Annotated in this window: 11 protein-coding genes; 8 read left to right on the top strand and 3 right to left on the bottom strand. The window is 44.9% G+C overall.

Features of this window, described 5'->3' with window-relative positions; all coding sequences use genetic code 11:
* Positions 1 to 25: 25 nt before the first annotated feature.
* The 6 genes from GFS24_RS27325 (at position 26) to GFS24_RS27350 (ending at position 7,844) form a co-directional block, all read left to right on the top strand.
* Complete coding sequence (locus tag GFS24_RS27325) at positions 26 to 1,189, top strand: Gfo/Idh/MocA family protein (protein WP_153665384.1); 1,164 nt, start codon at positions 26 to 28, stop codon at positions 1,187 to 1,189.
* Between the two features lie 147 nt (positions 1,190 to 1,336).
* Positions 1,337 to 2,389 (top strand): sugar phosphate isomerase/epimerase, encoded by a 1,053-nt coding sequence (locus GFS24_RS27330; protein ID WP_153665386.1) that lies wholly within the window; start codon positions 1,337 to 1,339, stop codon positions 2,387 to 2,389.
* A gap of 50 nt (positions 2,390 to 2,439) precedes the next feature.
* A complete protein-coding gene (locus GFS24_RS27335) occupies positions 2,440 to 2,847 on the top strand; it encodes a c-type cytochrome (RefSeq protein WP_153665388.1) in 408 nt (135 codons plus the stop codon).
* 37 nt (positions 2,848 to 2,884) lie between these two features.
* Complete coding sequence (locus GFS24_RS27340; RefSeq protein ID WP_153665390.1) at positions 2,885 to 3,607, top strand: DUF1080 domain-containing protein; 723 nt, start codon at positions 2,885 to 2,887, stop codon at positions 3,605 to 3,607.
* A gap of 3 nt (positions 3,608 to 3,610) precedes the next feature.
* Positions 3,611 to 4,342 (top strand): ThuA domain-containing protein, encoded by a 732-nt coding sequence (locus GFS24_RS27345; protein ID WP_153665392.1) that lies wholly within the window; start codon positions 3,611 to 3,613, stop codon positions 4,340 to 4,342.
* A gap of 94 nt (positions 4,343 to 4,436) precedes the next feature.
* Complete coding sequence (locus tag GFS24_RS27350; protein WP_153665394.1) at positions 4,437 to 7,844, top strand: ThuA domain-containing protein; 3,408 nt, start codon at positions 4,437 to 4,439, stop codon at positions 7,842 to 7,844.
* A gap of 128 nt (positions 7,845 to 7,972) precedes the next feature.
* Here the strand turns inward: GFS24_RS27350 and GFS24_RS27355 are convergent, their stop codons facing one another.
* Positions 7,973 to 9,175: an O-antigen ligase family protein gene (locus GFS24_RS27355; protein ID WP_173003213.1), complete on the bottom strand. Its 1,203-nt coding sequence runs from the start codon at positions 9,173 to 9,175 to the stop codon at positions 7,973 to 7,975.
* Positions 9,126 to 11,069, bottom strand: coding sequence for a discoidin domain-containing protein (locus GFS24_RS27360; RefSeq protein ID WP_153665398.1), 1,944 nt, complete (start codon positions 11,067 to 11,069; stop codon positions 9,126 to 9,128). Before GFS24_RS27360 ends, GFS24_RS27355 begins: the two co-directional genes overlap by 50 nt.
* 166 nt (positions 11,070 to 11,235) lie before the next feature.
* Here GFS24_RS27360 and GFS24_RS27365 point away from each other — a divergent pair, with 166 nt between their 5' ends.
* Positions 11,236 to 12,717, top strand: coding sequence for a hypothetical protein (locus tag GFS24_RS27365; protein ID WP_153665400.1), 1,482 nt, complete (start codon positions 11,236 to 11,238; stop codon positions 12,715 to 12,717).
* A 65-nt stretch (positions 12,718 to 12,782) separates the two neighbouring features.
* Here GFS24_RS27365 and GFS24_RS27370 read toward each other — a convergent pair whose 3' ends face one another.
* Positions 12,783 to 13,190, bottom strand: coding sequence for a transmembrane 220 family protein (locus tag GFS24_RS27370; RefSeq protein ID WP_153665402.1), 408 nt, complete (start codon positions 13,188 to 13,190; stop codon positions 12,783 to 12,785).
* A gap of 566 nt (positions 13,191 to 13,756) precedes the next feature.
* Here GFS24_RS27370 and GFS24_RS27375 point away from each other — a divergent pair.
* Entirely contained in the window at positions 13,757 to 14,599 is an 843-nt protein-coding gene (locus GFS24_RS27375; RefSeq protein WP_153665404.1) for an EboA domain-containing protein, read from the top strand.
* The last annotated feature ends 25 nt before the right edge of the window (positions 14,600 to 14,624 follow it).

Genomic DNA, 14,624 nt, shown 5'->3' on the forward strand with positions numbered 1-14,624 from the left:
TTTATAAAAGCATATTGTATATATAATGAACAGGAAACTTAGAATGGGCATGATCGGAGGCGGAAAAGACGCCTTCATCGGAGCCATCCACCGCCTCGCGGCTAATATGGACGGATTGATTGAACTGAAAGCAGGTGCTTTGAGCATTAACCCGGAGATAGCACAGGATTCAGGACGTTCCCTCTTCCTTGACGAAGACCGCATCTACACAGATTTTAAAACGATGTTAGAGAAAGAAGCTGCCATGCCTGCTGATAAAAGGCTGGATTTCATCACCATCGTGACTCCCAACTTTGCACACTTTGAACCAGCCATGATGGCATTGGACAAAGGTTTTCACGTAGTGGTGGAGAAACCCATCACCTTTACGCTGGATGAAGCAAAACAACTGAAAGCCAAAGTGGAAGCAACCGGCCAAACGCTGTTGCTCACACATACTTATACTGGTTACCCTATGGTAAAACAGGCAAAAGCCATGGTAAAAAATGGTGCGCTGGGTAAGATCCGTAAAGTATGGGTGGAATATCCCCAGGGCTGGCTGAGCAAACTCAGTGAGCGGGAAGGTAATGCACAGGCGGCCTGGCGTACAGATCCCAAACGTTCCGGTAAAAGCGGATGTTTCGGAGATATTGGTACCCATGCAGCTAATCTGGCAGAATACATTTCCGGCCAAAAAATCGATAAATTGTGTGCCGATCTCAATATCATGGTGGAAGGCCGCATGCTGGATGACGATGGAGCCGTATTACTTCGTTTTGATGGAGGAGCAGCTGGTGTGCTAATGGCTTCGCAAGTAGCAGCTGGTGAAGAGAATGCATTGAAGATCCGTGTGTATGGAGAAAAGGGTGGTCTGGAATGGGCGCAGCATGAACCGAATACCTTGCTGGTGAAATGGCTGGATAAACCTACAGAGATCTATCGCGCAGGAGCTGGTAATCCTCATCTGGACAGCTTTGCCACACATAATTGCCGTACGCCGGGTGGACATCCGGAAGGATACCTGGAAGCATTCGGTAACCTCTATCGCAACTTTGCTTTAACGTTGCAGGCTAAGATAGATGGTGTGCCGCCAACAATGGGAGCATTGGATTTCCCGGGTGTGGATGATGGTATCCGTGGGATGGCATTTATTGATATGGTGGTGAAATCATCTGCGAGTGCGGAGAAATGGACGAAGTTCGAAATTTAGTGGTGTAGGAGAGGTCAGGTCAATTTTGTGGGCGGGAGTTGTGAAGAGATGAATTGAGTAAGATCATATTCCCATCCGGCGAGGATCAGTTTTGTATCCCGGATAAAAAGTGAACTTGAATTTTTTAAATCAGATAAGGAAGAGATTATGAGAACGATCAAAGGGCCAGGGATCTTCCTGGCGCAGTTCCTGGATGATAAAGCGCCCTTCAATACATTGGAGAGCATCTGTAAATGGTCTGCCGGCCTTGGTTTTAAAGGTGTGCAGATCCCAACATGGGATGCCCGTGTAATTGATCTGCAAAAAGCGGCAGAAAGCAAAACGTATGCAGATGAAATAAAAGGCATCGTACAGGCAGCCGGTATGGAGATCACGGAATTGTCCACACACCTGCAAGGTCAGCTGGTGGCGGTACATCCTGCTTACAATGAGTTGTTCGACGGTTTTGCTCCGGAGGCTTTAAGGGGTAATCCCAAAGCGCGTACGGAATGGGCGGTGAATCAATTAAAATATGCTGCAAAAGCCAGTCGTAATTTAGGGCTGGATGCACATGCTACTTTCAGTGGTGCTTTGCTGTGGCATACTGTTTACCCCTGGCCACAACGCCCTGCAGGCTTAGTGGAAACAGGATTTAAGGAACTGGCCAACCGCTGGTTACCTATTCTGAATGAAATGGATGCGAACGGAGTAGACCTCTGTTATGAAGTGCATCCGGGAGAAGATCTCCATGATGGCGCCAGCTATGAACAATTCCTGGCAGCTACCGGCAACCATCAGCGTGCTTGCCTGTTATATGATCCAAGCCATTTTGTACTGCAATGCCTCGACTATCTTTCTTACATAGATATCTACCACGAGAAAATAAAAATGTTCCATGTGAAGGATGCGGAATTTAACCCCACCGGCCGTTCCGGCGTTTACGGAGGTTACCAGGGTTGGATAGACCGCCCGGGCAGATTCCGTTCCCTGGGAGATGGACAGGTAGATTTCAAGGCAGTGTTCAGTAAACTGACACAATACAATTATTCAGGATGGGCTGTGATGGAATGGGAGTGTTGCATGAAACATCCGGAAGATGGTGCCCGTGAAGGAGCGCCATTTATCAAGGATCACATCATCCGCGTAACGGAAAAAGCATTTGATGATTTTGCCGGAAGGGGAGCAGACGAAAACCTGAATAAAAGAGTATTGGGTCTTTAAAAATAAAGTGCGCTAAAACGATTTTCTAAATAACATAAACAAGCAAAAAGATGAAAAAACTTATATGGGCGCCGGCAATGATCTGCGCAGTGATGGTAGCGCTGACTGCATGTGGTGGTGGCGAAGAAAAAAAGGCAGAAGAGAAAAAAGCTGAAACAGAAACACCTGCTCCTGCTGCTGATAATTCCATGGTAGTAAGTGTTGCCGGGAAAGGAAAAGAATTGATTGCTGGTCAGGATTGCGCTACCTGCCATAAAGAAACCGAAAAAGTGATCGGGCCTTCTTTCAAAGAAATAGCTGCAAAATACCCTGCCACGGATGCAAACATTACTACTTTGGCAGACAAAATAATCAAAGGTGGTTCCGGTAACTGGGGCGAAATTCCAATGGCTCCGCACGCCGGCGTTCCTAAAGAAGATGCGGTGGAAATGGTGAAGTACATCCTTTCCGTTAAATAACCAGTTTACAAAAGACATTTTAAAATCCATTTCGTTTATGAAACGTATTATCTCTTCCACATTATTATTAGGTGTGCTGGCGGCTTCAGCAACCACCTTTGCACAAAGCACACCTTCACTGAGCAAAAAAGAAAAGAAAGACGGTTGGGTATTGCTGTTTGACGGCAAAACCACTGAAGGCTGGAAAGGCTTCAAACAAGCTGGCGTTCCTGGTTCCTGGAAAATTGAGGACGGTGCCCTCTTCCTGGATACAGATGCTAAAAAAGCAGGCGCTACGAGTGGTGACCTGATCACTGTTGACGAGTACGAAAATTATGAACTGCAAATCGACTGGAAGATCTCTGAAGGTGGTAACAGCGGTATCATCTTTGGTGTAAAGGATGAAGCTAAATATGGCGCTACTTATTCTACCGGTCCTGAAATGCAGGTACTGGATGATGATAAACATTCCGATGGTAAGATCCACAAACACAATTCAGGTGATCTGTATGACCTGATTGCTGCACCAGCCCGTTACACTAAACCAGTAGGTCAGTGGAATACCGCCAAGATCATCAAAAAAGACGGTAAACTCACCCTGATCCTGAACGGTAAAGTAACTGCTGAAACTACTATGGGTACTGAAGAGTGGAAGAAACTGATCGCTGGCAGCAAGTTCAAAACCTGGGATGGTTTTGGTGCTTTCTCCAAAGGTCACATTGCTTTGCAAGACCATGGTAACAAGGTTTGGTACAAGAACATCAAGCTCCGCCAACTTTAATATATGATCCGGAAAAAATATTTTCTGTTATTCCTGAGCCTGCTCGTTATGAGTGCCAGTTACGCTTTCAAAAAGGCGAAACCACGCTTACTCGTGTTTTCCAAAACAGCAGGTTTCAGACATGATGCCATCCCTGTCGGGAAACTCGCTATGCTCCAAATGGGCGCAGAAAATGGTTTTGACGTGGATACTACGGAAGACGCTTCCGTGTTCACTGCCAAGAATCTGAAAAGATACAAAGCCATCGTTTTTCTGAGCACTACAGGAAACATACTGAACGATGAACAACAGGCTGCGATGGAATCCTATATCAAAAAAGGGGGTGGGTACGTTGGTATTCACGCTGCTACGGATACGGAATACGACTGGCCATGGTACAACCAATTGGTAGGTGCATATTTCCTCAGTCATCCTAATCAGCAAACAGCCACCTTACAGGTAGTGGATCGTACACATCCTGCTACCAAACATCTGGATGCTACCTGGATCCGCAAGGATGAATGGTATAATTTTAAAAGCATTGTACCGGGTTTACATGTGCTGATCAAAATCGATGAGAAGTCCTACACGGGCGGCAAAAACGGTGATGATCATCCGATGAGCTGGTATCGTGAATTTGATGGTGGCCGTATGTTCTATACAGAACTGGGGCATACCAAAGAATCCTATAAAGAAGAAGCATTTCTGAAACATGTGCTGGGAGGAATTGAGTATGTAATCGGGAAGAAGAAATGAAGATCATGAGATAGTATAAAATAGTAGAGACGCAAATATTGCGTCTCTACTGGCTTTTAATAATCCCACGTTTACTTTACAAACGCAATAAATAATGAGACATTTTTTTATCATTTTGATCCTCGCCGTAATGGGCATTGGTGCTGCGAGTTGCAGTAAAACCCGCCCGGGCATCCCTAAGGTGCTGGTGTTCACAAAGACCACCGGTTTCCGCCATGCCTCTATACCTGCAGGAATTAAAGCTATCCAACAATTAGGCAAGGAGAATGGTTTTGAAGTGGATACAACGGAAAACGCGGCGCGTTTTTCTGAAGATTCCTTACAGCAATATGCAGCCGTGATCTTTCTGAATACAACAGGGGATATGCTGGATAGCCGCCAGGAGGCTGATTTTGAAAGGTACATCCAGGCCGGCGGTGGTTTTGTGGGTATCCACGCTGCTGCTGATTCTGAATACGACTGGCCATGGTATGGCAAAATGGTAGGCGCTTATTTTGAAAGCCATCCTCCGGGAACTGCCAAAGCCAAACTGATCATCAAAGACAAGAGCCATGCCGCTACCAAACATTTGCAGGATATCTGGGAACATACGGACGAGTGGTACAATTTTAAAAATGTCAATAAAGAAACCAATGTGCTGATCACGGTGGATGAGAAATCTTACACCGGCGGCAAAATGGGTGAAGATCATCCTATCAGCTGGTATCATAGTTATGATGGCGGCCGTGCTTTCTATACAGAGTTAGGTCATACAGAAGAATCTTATACAGAGTCTGCTTACCTGCAACACATCCTGGGTGGTATTAAATATGCTATTGGTAACAACCAGGTGCTGGATTATGCAAAAGCAACCACACAACGTTTACCTGATGAAGATCGTTTTACCAAACAGGTACTGAACAGCGGTAACTTTTTTGAACCTACAGAAATGGCGGTGTTGCCTAACCTGGATATCCTGGTAATACAACGCCGTGGTGAGATCATGTTCTATAACAATACTACCAAGGCATTATCGCAGGTAGGTTTCCTGAACGTGTATTTCAAAACAGATGTACCCAAAGTAAATGCGGAAGAAGGTTTGCTGGGCATCGCAGCAGATCCTGAATTTGCAAAGAATAATTACATCTATCTTTTTTACTCTCCAACAGATACTTCGGTGAACAGGCTGAGCCGTTTTACTTTTAAGGATAATAAAGTGATCCCTGAAAGTGAAAAAGTGATCCTGCAATTCTATTCTCAACGTCAGATCTGTTGCCATACCGGTGGTTCTATCACCTTTGGCCCTGATGGTTTGCTCTATGTTTCCACAGGAGATAATACTACTCCATTTGATGAACCGGAGCAACCTTTTACCAGTAAAGGTTTTGGTCCGGTGGATGATCGTCCCGGTCACCATCAATATGATGGCCGCAGAAGTTCTTCCAATACAAATGACCTGCGTGGAAAGGTATTGCGTATCCGCGTGAAGGAAGATGGTTCTTATGAAATTCCGGAAGGCAACCTCTTCAAGGCTACGGATAAAACAAAAGCAGAGATCTATGCAATGGGTACACGTAACCCTTACCGTATTTCTGTTGACCGCAAAACAGGTTACCTGTATTGGGGTGAAGTTGGTCCGGATGCAAGCAAGGATGATTCTACCCGTGGCCCGCAAGGTTATGATGAAGTAAATCAGGCAAAGAAAGCCGGTTATTTCGGTTATCCTTTGTTCATTGCAGATAACAAACCTTACCGTGCATTTGATTATGAAACAGGTGTATCAGGGGCTTACAACAATCCTGAAAAACCAATTAATAATTCCCGCAACAATACTGGTTTGCAGGAATTACCGCCAGCGCAAAAAGCATTTATCTGGTATCCTTATGCTAAATCTGCGGAATTTCCGCTGGTTGGTACAGGTGGCCGTAATGCAGAAGCAGGGCCGGTTTACTACTCAGAATTCTATCCAAAGGAAACACGTTTCCCGGATTATTATAATGGCAAACTCTTTATCTACGACTGGATCCGTGGTTGGATCATGGCGGTTACCATGGACAAAGATGGTAACTATGTGAAGATGGAAAGGTTTATGTCCGGCACGAAATTCAATGCACCCATTGATATGGAAATGGGTCCTGATGGCCGTTTGTACATCCTGGAATATGGTAACGGATGGTTCAGTAAAAATGCGGATGCTGCTTTATCCCGCATCGATTTCAATGGTGGCAACCGTGCGCCGAGAACAGGATTATCTGTGAGCAAACTCACCGGTGGATTACCGTTCAAAGTAAAAATTACAGCAGATGATGCAGTGGACCCTGACGGCGACGCTATCTCCTTCCTCTGGAATTTCGGCAACGGCAACAAGAAAGAAACAACAGAACCTTTTGTTGAGCAAACATTCACAACAGCAGGAGAGTATCCTGTATTTGTAGATGTAACAGACAGCAAAGGCGCTACTACCCGCAGTAAAATGATCAGTGTGTACGCCGGTAACGAAACACCGGAAGTGAACATTGATATTACGGGTAACAAGATGTTCTACTTCCCGGGTAAACAAGTTCGTTATACCGTGAATGTAACGGATAAAGAAGATGGCAGTACTGCAGCTGGGAACCTGGATGCAGCGAACCTTTATGTGAAGGCGCTGTATATGGAAGGCAGAGATAAAGCAGGCATGCCACAAGGGCACCAGATCATTTCAGGTGCTATTGCGGGTAAGAACATCATGGAAACTTCTGACTGTAAAACCTGTCACAAACCGAATGAGAAATCCATCGGGCCTAGCTTTATGGATGTAGCTGCTAAATATAAAGATGATCCAAAATCTCCGGAGTACCTGGCTGATAAGATCATCAAAGGTGGCGGTGGTGTTTGGGGTGAAACTGCGATGTCTGCGCATCCTGGTCTTTCCAACACGGAGGCAAAACAGATCGTGGAGTATATTTTCTCGCTGGCAGGCGGTAACAAACAGGAGCCTTCTTTACCGGCAACTGGTTCTGTATCCCCTACAGTGGGTGGTGAGCTGAAAGACCGTGGCATATTGTATCTGATAGCCAGCTATACAGATAAAGGTGGTGCAGGTATCAGGCCTATCACTGGTTCAGCGAATGTAGAACTGCGGAATCCTAAAATTCAGGCAGAGAACTACAAACAAGTGGATGGAGCAGCTACGGTTGAGATCAGCGGTATGAAAGTGCTGGTGCCTACTGCCACTTCCTGGGCTGCTTACAGAGATCTTGATCTGGCTGAGGTGAATGGTATTGAGCTGACCTATTATGTGCAGGAAACCCCGCTTTCTGGTTATGTAGTAGCTGCTCATCTGGATAGCCCTACCGGCGAGAAACTGGGTGAAGTAACCATCGGACCTGGCGGTGCTAAAGAAACAGCTACCACAGCAACGATCACTTTCCCCACCTGGACGGGTAATCAGAAACATGCTTTATACCTGGTGTTCAAAGCTGCAGATCCTGCAGAAAAGGCACCGGTTGGTATTGATTTCTTCCGTTTGATAGCGAAATAAGCGTATGTTTTCTATAAGAAAAGGCTGCCCTGTGAGGGGCAGCCTTTTTTAGTATTTCTAACCATGGGGGAACGAAGTGATATCAAACAGGTATCAAACACGTACCCTATGTCGGGAGATGCCATTTGTTAAGGCGTACTAAACAATAAAGTTTGTTCCGAGATGTATTTTTTGATCCGTTCAACCTGATCTGAAGGAATCTTTACAGGTTGTTCCAGAATAATTTTGCCCCATTTCTCAGCCTGGTTAAAACGCTTGTAACGTTGATAGAAACTGAAAAGTTCCATTTTGCTACCAAAACGATTGGGAACCATATATACGGCCTTCAACATAACAGCTTCAGCCTGCTTGAGATCTCCTGTTTCTTCATATGCTTCTCCCAGTTTCATCAGCCAGTTATTATTCGGGCGCATGGTGCAGGCTTGCAGCAGTATTTTTTTTGCTTCAGGTGCTTCCTGCATCTCTAATAAAAGTGTACCGTAATCCATGAAGAATTCAGGATACTGGCGGAAGCGCGGGTGTAATATTTCGTAAATTTGCAATGCGGCCGCGCGGTTGCCGGTGGATGATAATGTTTTGGCTTCTTTGATCTGCTGGTAATCTTTATAATACCACAAATAATGACCATAGTGGAATAGTAATAACAAGATGGCTGGTATGGCTGCGTAGAACCATCTGATGCCCGCTATGATAACTATGGCCATCACTGCAAGGCATTGGAACAAGGGCTTTTCAAATACATGTGTGAAACAGGCGGCTATCATGATGGCGGCTAACTGTGCAACGGCTATGATGAGTAAGGGAGATCTACGGGTTTTTAGCATCAGCCATATGATCATAACGATCAGCAGGGGGATGCCAATGATGGCTATCCAGCCACCTTCTATCATCCATTGAAAATAATCATTAAAGGCAAAATAGGTATTGTCTGCGGACAGGAATTCTGCTGTAGTATAATTCCCTTTACTGAAATAGGCTGCCTGATAATTGTTGTACACCGTTTGGAATTTCCCCCATCCGATACCTTGTGCATAATGATCGCGGAATATGGATGCGGAGATCTTATAGATCAGCATCCTTCCTTTGCTGGAACCAGTTTTCATACTAATGGCCAGTACGAATGGTAATAATGCAAGTAGACCTGCAATGATGTAGCGCCACTTCCTGAGCATAGGGTATAGTACGATCAGCAATGCAAAAGCGTAGCCAATTGTAAAGGCCCGGTTCATGGTGAAAATGGCATACAGCAGGCATCCTGTGATCAATACGATCACGATCATATTACCACCAGACCTGTTTTCCGTTCTCATAAGTGAAAATACGTTCTTCATTACCTTTTGATAAATCATGGAGAATATAAACAGTGCCGGCAGGAACATCTTTGAAAAGCAGGCGTTGTTCCGTGGCAGTTTGTTTTCCTGCTACGACCCATTTTTCGCCATCCCAGTAGCGGAGTTCGTAAGTATCACCTTCCAGTATAAAATTGGTATCGCTGCGGGGGCAGTAACGGATGCGGGTAATCTTTTTCGGTTTGCCAAGATCCAGTCCGGCCCAGCTGATGCTATCTTTTATGCCGGAGAAATAAGTGGCGGGATCACCATCAGAAACATTTATGAGTCCGGTCCCTGTTTCTTCCTGCGATACATCCGGGAAGCCAATTGTTTTTCCGAACAGTTGTGTTGCCCCCTGAAAGAATTTCAGTTCTGCCACATTTGTTCTGATGCCATGCGGTGCAATGAAACGGACATAACGGAAAAGTTGCTGTTGCGAAATGAGTGCGGTTTCAATTTTTTCGGGTACTTCTGTTACGGTGAACAGATTGACGGAATCGGAGAAATCCTGTTTGTTGGCTCCCTGGAAACGGCCGCCCACCATGGCGCTCATATAATTCAGGGTACCAATGAAACGGGGATATTTTCTCAGGAGTTGCATTTCCTGGTGTGGTGGTGTGTGTTGCAGGTATTGGATGCTGCCACTGTTTTGTAAAATAAAAGGTTTCGTAGCCGGGTAGTATGTTCCCTGGTAATAGTACATGACTATGTAAAGCAGGTTCCTGCCCATTTTGGTAAATGTGGCTTTTTTATTTTTGACAGGGCCATACGATTGTGCAGACCAGCTTTTGGTGTTGAAAGTGCAGATCACGGCGTAATCCCTGGGGATCTCAAAATCTATGGTGAGCGGGATTTCCAGATCACTTACCAGGGTGTATTCTTCTGTTACATCCCGTTGCTTGTTGTTCAGCAGCATTGCTGGTACCTCATGTATAGATGGTGTATCTATGGGATGTTGTGTTGCAAAGGTTTTGCGGAAGACTTTAGAGAATCGGTAGGGATAATTATACACACCGCCGAAACCGGAAGCTGCAGCATCAAAAGCATAACAGGTGCCGTTTTCCTGTAACAGTACGTCCCATTGATGGCCTCTGTTCAGATCTCCCCACATGGGTGTATAATCAATGGCAGCAGGAACACCATTTGCGCGTAAGGCCATCACTTCATATTGGGAAAGATGTGCGCAGGAACCTCTGCGACCTTTTTCCATCTGGCTGATGCTGAAATCAAAAGGATAGAGGCGCATGGTATTGCTTACGCTGGCAAAGGCCCTTACCTGTTTATTGAACTGATCTGTAAAATCACAACTGTTATTGGCTTTGGAAGTATCCTGCAAAGTGCCGAAACGTTTGCGCAAACGTTCGTGGAATATTTCCGGTGTTTCGTGTGAGGCCCTGTAGGGCAAAAGGTATTCGCAGAATTGTTCAAAGCTGAGGTTCTTACACCAGGGGCTTTCTTTCCATACTTTAAAAGACCAGTCGATATGCTGGATGAGATAAGCTGCAGATAAGGTCTGGTGATCCCGGGCTATTTCTGCATCCTGTGCCTGGGGTGTACTTCCTTCCGCTGCTACTAAAGAATCCCAGGCATGTAATAATATAGGAGAAGTAATGGGCACTTTAATATTATTCCGATGGAGGGAATCGAGCACATCAAAGATAGCTTTGAAATGTTCCACCATTTCTCCCTGGTAGGAGTACTGACCATCCATATTACCGATCAGGAATAAGGCGGCTTTATATTTTTCCGGATCATGCTTAAAATGAGTGATCACTTTTTCCAGTTCGCTTCGATTGTTTTCTGCGAGTACTAAAACCTTTTCCACATCAGGTGGGATCTGGTTGCATGCAAAAAGGCCACAGACAAGGATTAGGAGGGCTACAACGTATTTCATAAGTGGAATTGTAATTTCCAATATAGCTAAATTCCATTTAGTTTTTTATAAAACGCTATTAGGATTTATTGATTTCCGGTATTATTTTACAAACGTTTGCATTGTGACCCGGAGATCCCGTTATACCTGTTTTTAATTACCCTTTAGATAAAACAAAATTCCATTTATGAAAATCAGGTTACCCATTATCCCGTCATTATTGGCATGCTGTGCCGTGGCGATTATTTTTCTTGCCTGCCATAAGGAGCAGATCCCTGGCAAAGAAAAGACATCTTCTCAAAGCGCGTTGACCATTAAAGAGGCACGATCGTATTTTTATAAAACGATCCGTCCGTCTATGGAGCGCACAAAAAACAGTTCTACGCATAAACTGGGTAAACTGTATGCCTTCTTTGACAGGGCAGAACTGTTTGATGCAGGTGATTACCAGGTAATAGAAGTTCCTGCAACCTGGGAGCATCCGCAATTGGTGACCATTCGTATGGGTGCGCCGGGTGATACCAATAAAAGAGCGCAGCCGGACAAAACAGAGCTGGGCAATGTGGACCGTCTTGTGATACACAGGCTCAAAGATGGTACCATGCAGCAGAAGATCGTGTCCTATGTTCCGGATAAGGAATATATGGGCCGTCATAAGTATGATGCGAGCCATAACAGGTTATGGTCGCTGGATAAGGATTTTTCCGGTTTCCTTATTCACCGCCAATTGAATGGTGATCCTTACCTGGCTTTCAAAGTGAAGGGAGGGAAAATAGTTGCTAAGCTGGATTATCAGAAAGTACGTAAACCTGACGCTAATGCCAAATGGGTAAATAAATGTGAAATAGTTTCTTTCACAGAGACCTGGATTCAGATGTGTGAAGTTAAGGTTGTAGATAATCCAAGTGCAGGAGGATATGAATATATCGAGACTTGCTTTGGGGCCTGGGAAGTTGTATTCACACAAGAATGTTCGGAAGTGTGGGTGGAGGATACCAGTCCATGTTCACTTAATCCATATAGTGTTGGTTGCCCTGGTATTACTACTCCTCCAGGTACTGATCCCCAGGTGCCGGAAGAAGTACAGGGACCTCATTATCCGGTTATTGCGATAAATCCAGGGGAGTATCCCATCTCAGACCCGTCAGATTATTTTGCTGCTTTTAATACTTCTCAACCAGCAAGAATATCTATTTGTACAAAACAACCTGTACCAGGTGCACGTACAGCCGACCTGGGAGGAGATATTGGACATACCTTTTTTACCATTGAGCAAAATATTGGCGGTCATGTAGTGCGGAGATCTTTTGGCCTTTATCCCACCCTTTCGGTTAATAATCTTATTTCTACCAGACCTGCGAACCTGGGGCAGGAAATAGATAGATTTTATGATGCAGAGCTGGTTATATTTGCTTCCAGTAGTGAGTTTGCAGATATTCTTGATCTGATCACTTCTGCTGCCGGGGGCTCGTTTACTTTAAATGGAGGAAACAGCCATCACCTGGCGATAGTGGTTGCCAGGAGTGTTGGAATCATGATCCCTTTCACTAATGGATCGCTTAGCATGGGTGGTGCTGCCATCAATGGAGGAGATCTTGGAGAAGACCTTAAGCTTTTTGGAGGTTATGGGGTGCCTCTTTATACTACGAATGCACCTGACCTGAATTAATAAAAACTAAAAAGGGCTGGATAAAGTTATTTTATCCAGCCCTTGATAATTATAGTAAGAACTCCTTATCCGATCTTCATCATTTTTTTCCTCATTTTCTTGGCCTTTTTCTGACTGGCATGTACAAAATTCACCAGCAGCACAATGATCAGGATGAACAGGCCGAAAAACTCCCGGGTATCTTCGATCCAGGGGTTGGAGGCCTTCATGGCTCCGGCAATATTCTCTGCATGGTGCTCTGTTGCCCAATCCAGCACCCCGTCTTTCGTGAAAAAGAGATAAATGGCGTAACCCAGGTAAGCCAGGATACCGAAGAGGTACCAGCCTTTGTAATAGCTGCCGGTGGCGGCTAAAGCACAGAAAACGGCCCCGTACAGGTAAATGGGCATCCAGATGTAAGGGTCCGGGTCATTCCACTGCAGCGCGGCGAATAAGATAAAAAGCACACAAAAGACAACGTTAAATATTTTCATGATCTGGTGAGTGAAAATGAGTCAGGTAAATTGATTAAACTTACGTAAAATCCGCAATACATCCATCAGACGGGTCTTGTAAAAGTTTTTTCAGAAAAAATAGCACATAAGTTTGTGGTTGTTAAATTAATGTTATAATTTACAATCACTATCGACAACAAAATCGCATTCGAAAACCTTTGCACAGAGTAACTACACGAACGGTCATCTAATCAGAAGTTATTTTTGTCTTTATAAATTCCACCATATGATAGGGCACATGCGGAAGGCATGTGCCAATTTTAGGAAAATATTGGAAACCGCCCGTTTAAACTTCTCATGCAAAATCGTTTTTCCAAAGGGAATGTTAAAATTTTGACACTTAGGGGTGAGCGACGAACGATTTTTAATCCTTATATTGCATAAAGATTCAGTTTGAAACTAACCCTTGACAAAGATATTGGGCTTGTCCCTAAAGAATATCCTGGTTACTAATCAGGTTTTAGAATGGCGGAAGGAGAGGCACTAGTTGCCTCTCTTTTATTTTAAGCAAGGTCCCAAACCCCGAAAATTATTATTTTAGCCGCATGGGATATGCATATGAGCAGCACAAGGTTTCCTCGGACCTATATCAGACCATTCTCAGCCATGTAACGGAAAAAGGAAAACAGTGGCTGGAAGAGCGTTTCGGAGCCTGGAAAGAGCAGGGGACCCTGCAGCAATTCAATCTTGCCTTTACGGCGGCCCCCCGTTTCCTCGGGCGGGACGAGATCAAAACCATGGAAGGATATACGCTGGACCGCTTATTTCGGGTCTGGTGGTTATTACAACTCCCGATTACAGATAAACAGCAGTACATAAACACCATCGAGAACCTGTTCAATTCTGCAGAGATGAATGAACAGGTAGCCTTATATGGTGCCTTACCGTTGTTTGCATTTCCGGAAGCATGGATACTGCGTACGGCTGAAGGGATCAGATCTAATATAGGCGTGGTTTTAGAAGCTATTATGCTCCATAATCCCTACCCTGCAAAGTACCTGGATGAAGCTGCCTGGAATCAACTGGTGCTCAAAGCCTTTTTTACAGAGAAGCCGGTACATAAGATAGAAGGCCTGGATGAACGGGCAAACCCAACACTGGCCCGCATCCTGTGTGATTATGCACATGAACGGAGAGCTGCGGGAAGAAATGTACATCCCATGTTATGGCGGCTGGTAGGGCCTTTCCTCTCAGAAACAAACTTTGCCGATATTGAAAGGACCTGGTACTCAGAACATCATGCAGAGCGGGAAGCCGCTGCGCTGGCCTGTTCTATGAGTTCATATGCTGCTGCGTTGGCATTACTGGATAAACGTCCCGAGTTAAAATCGGATATTGCAGCTGGAAAGCTGACATGGGAAACGGTTGCCAATCGTGTAAATGGCTAATTGATGCTATATGCAAACGGGCTTT

Source organism: Chitinophaga sp. SYP-B3965 (assembly GCF_009647655.1).
Classification (GTDB): domain Bacteria; phylum Bacteroidota; class Bacteroidia; order Chitinophagales; family Chitinophagaceae; genus Chitinophaga.

Excerpts from the sequence above, each read along its gene's own strand:
- GFS24_RS27350 (WP_153665394.1), top strand. The coding sequence starts at position 4,437 with ATGAGACATTTTTTTATCATTTTGATCCTCGCCGTAATGGGCATTGGT.
- GFS24_RS27370 (WP_153665402.1), bottom strand. The coding sequence starts at position 13,190 with ATGAAAATATTTAACGTTGTCTTTTGTGTGCTTTTTATCTTATTCGCC.
- GFS24_RS27365 (WP_153665400.1), top strand. The coding sequence starts at position 11,236 with ATGAAAATCAGGTTACCCATTATCCCGTCATTATTGGCATGCTGTGCC.
- GFS24_RS27325 (WP_153665384.1), top strand. The coding sequence starts at position 26 with ATGAACAGGAAACTTAGAATGGGCATGATCGGAGGCGGAAAAGACGCC.
- GFS24_RS27360 (WP_153665398.1), bottom strand. The coding sequence starts at position 11,069 with ATGAAATACGTTGTAGCCCTCCTAATCCTTGTCTGTGGCCTTTTTGCA.
- GFS24_RS27375 (WP_153665404.1), top strand. The coding sequence starts at position 13,757 with ATGGGATATGCATATGAGCAGCACAAGGTTTCCTCGGACCTATATCAG.
- GFS24_RS27345 (WP_153665392.1), top strand. The coding sequence starts at position 3,611 with ATGATCCGGAAAAAATATTTTCTGTTATTCCTGAGCCTGCTCGTTATG.
- GFS24_RS27355 (WP_173003213.1), bottom strand. The coding sequence starts at position 9,175 with ATGAAGAACGTATTTTCACTTATGAGAACGGAAAACAGGTCTGGTGGT.
- GFS24_RS27335 (WP_153665388.1), top strand. The coding sequence starts at position 2,440 with ATGAAAAAACTTATATGGGCGCCGGCAATGATCTGCGCAGTGATGGTA.
- GFS24_RS27340 (WP_153665390.1), top strand. The coding sequence starts at position 2,885 with ATGAAACGTATTATCTCTTCCACATTATTATTAGGTGTGCTGGCGGCT.
- GFS24_RS27330 (WP_153665386.1), top strand. The coding sequence starts at position 1,337 with ATGAGAACGATCAAAGGGCCAGGGATCTTCCTGGCGCAGTTCCTGGAT.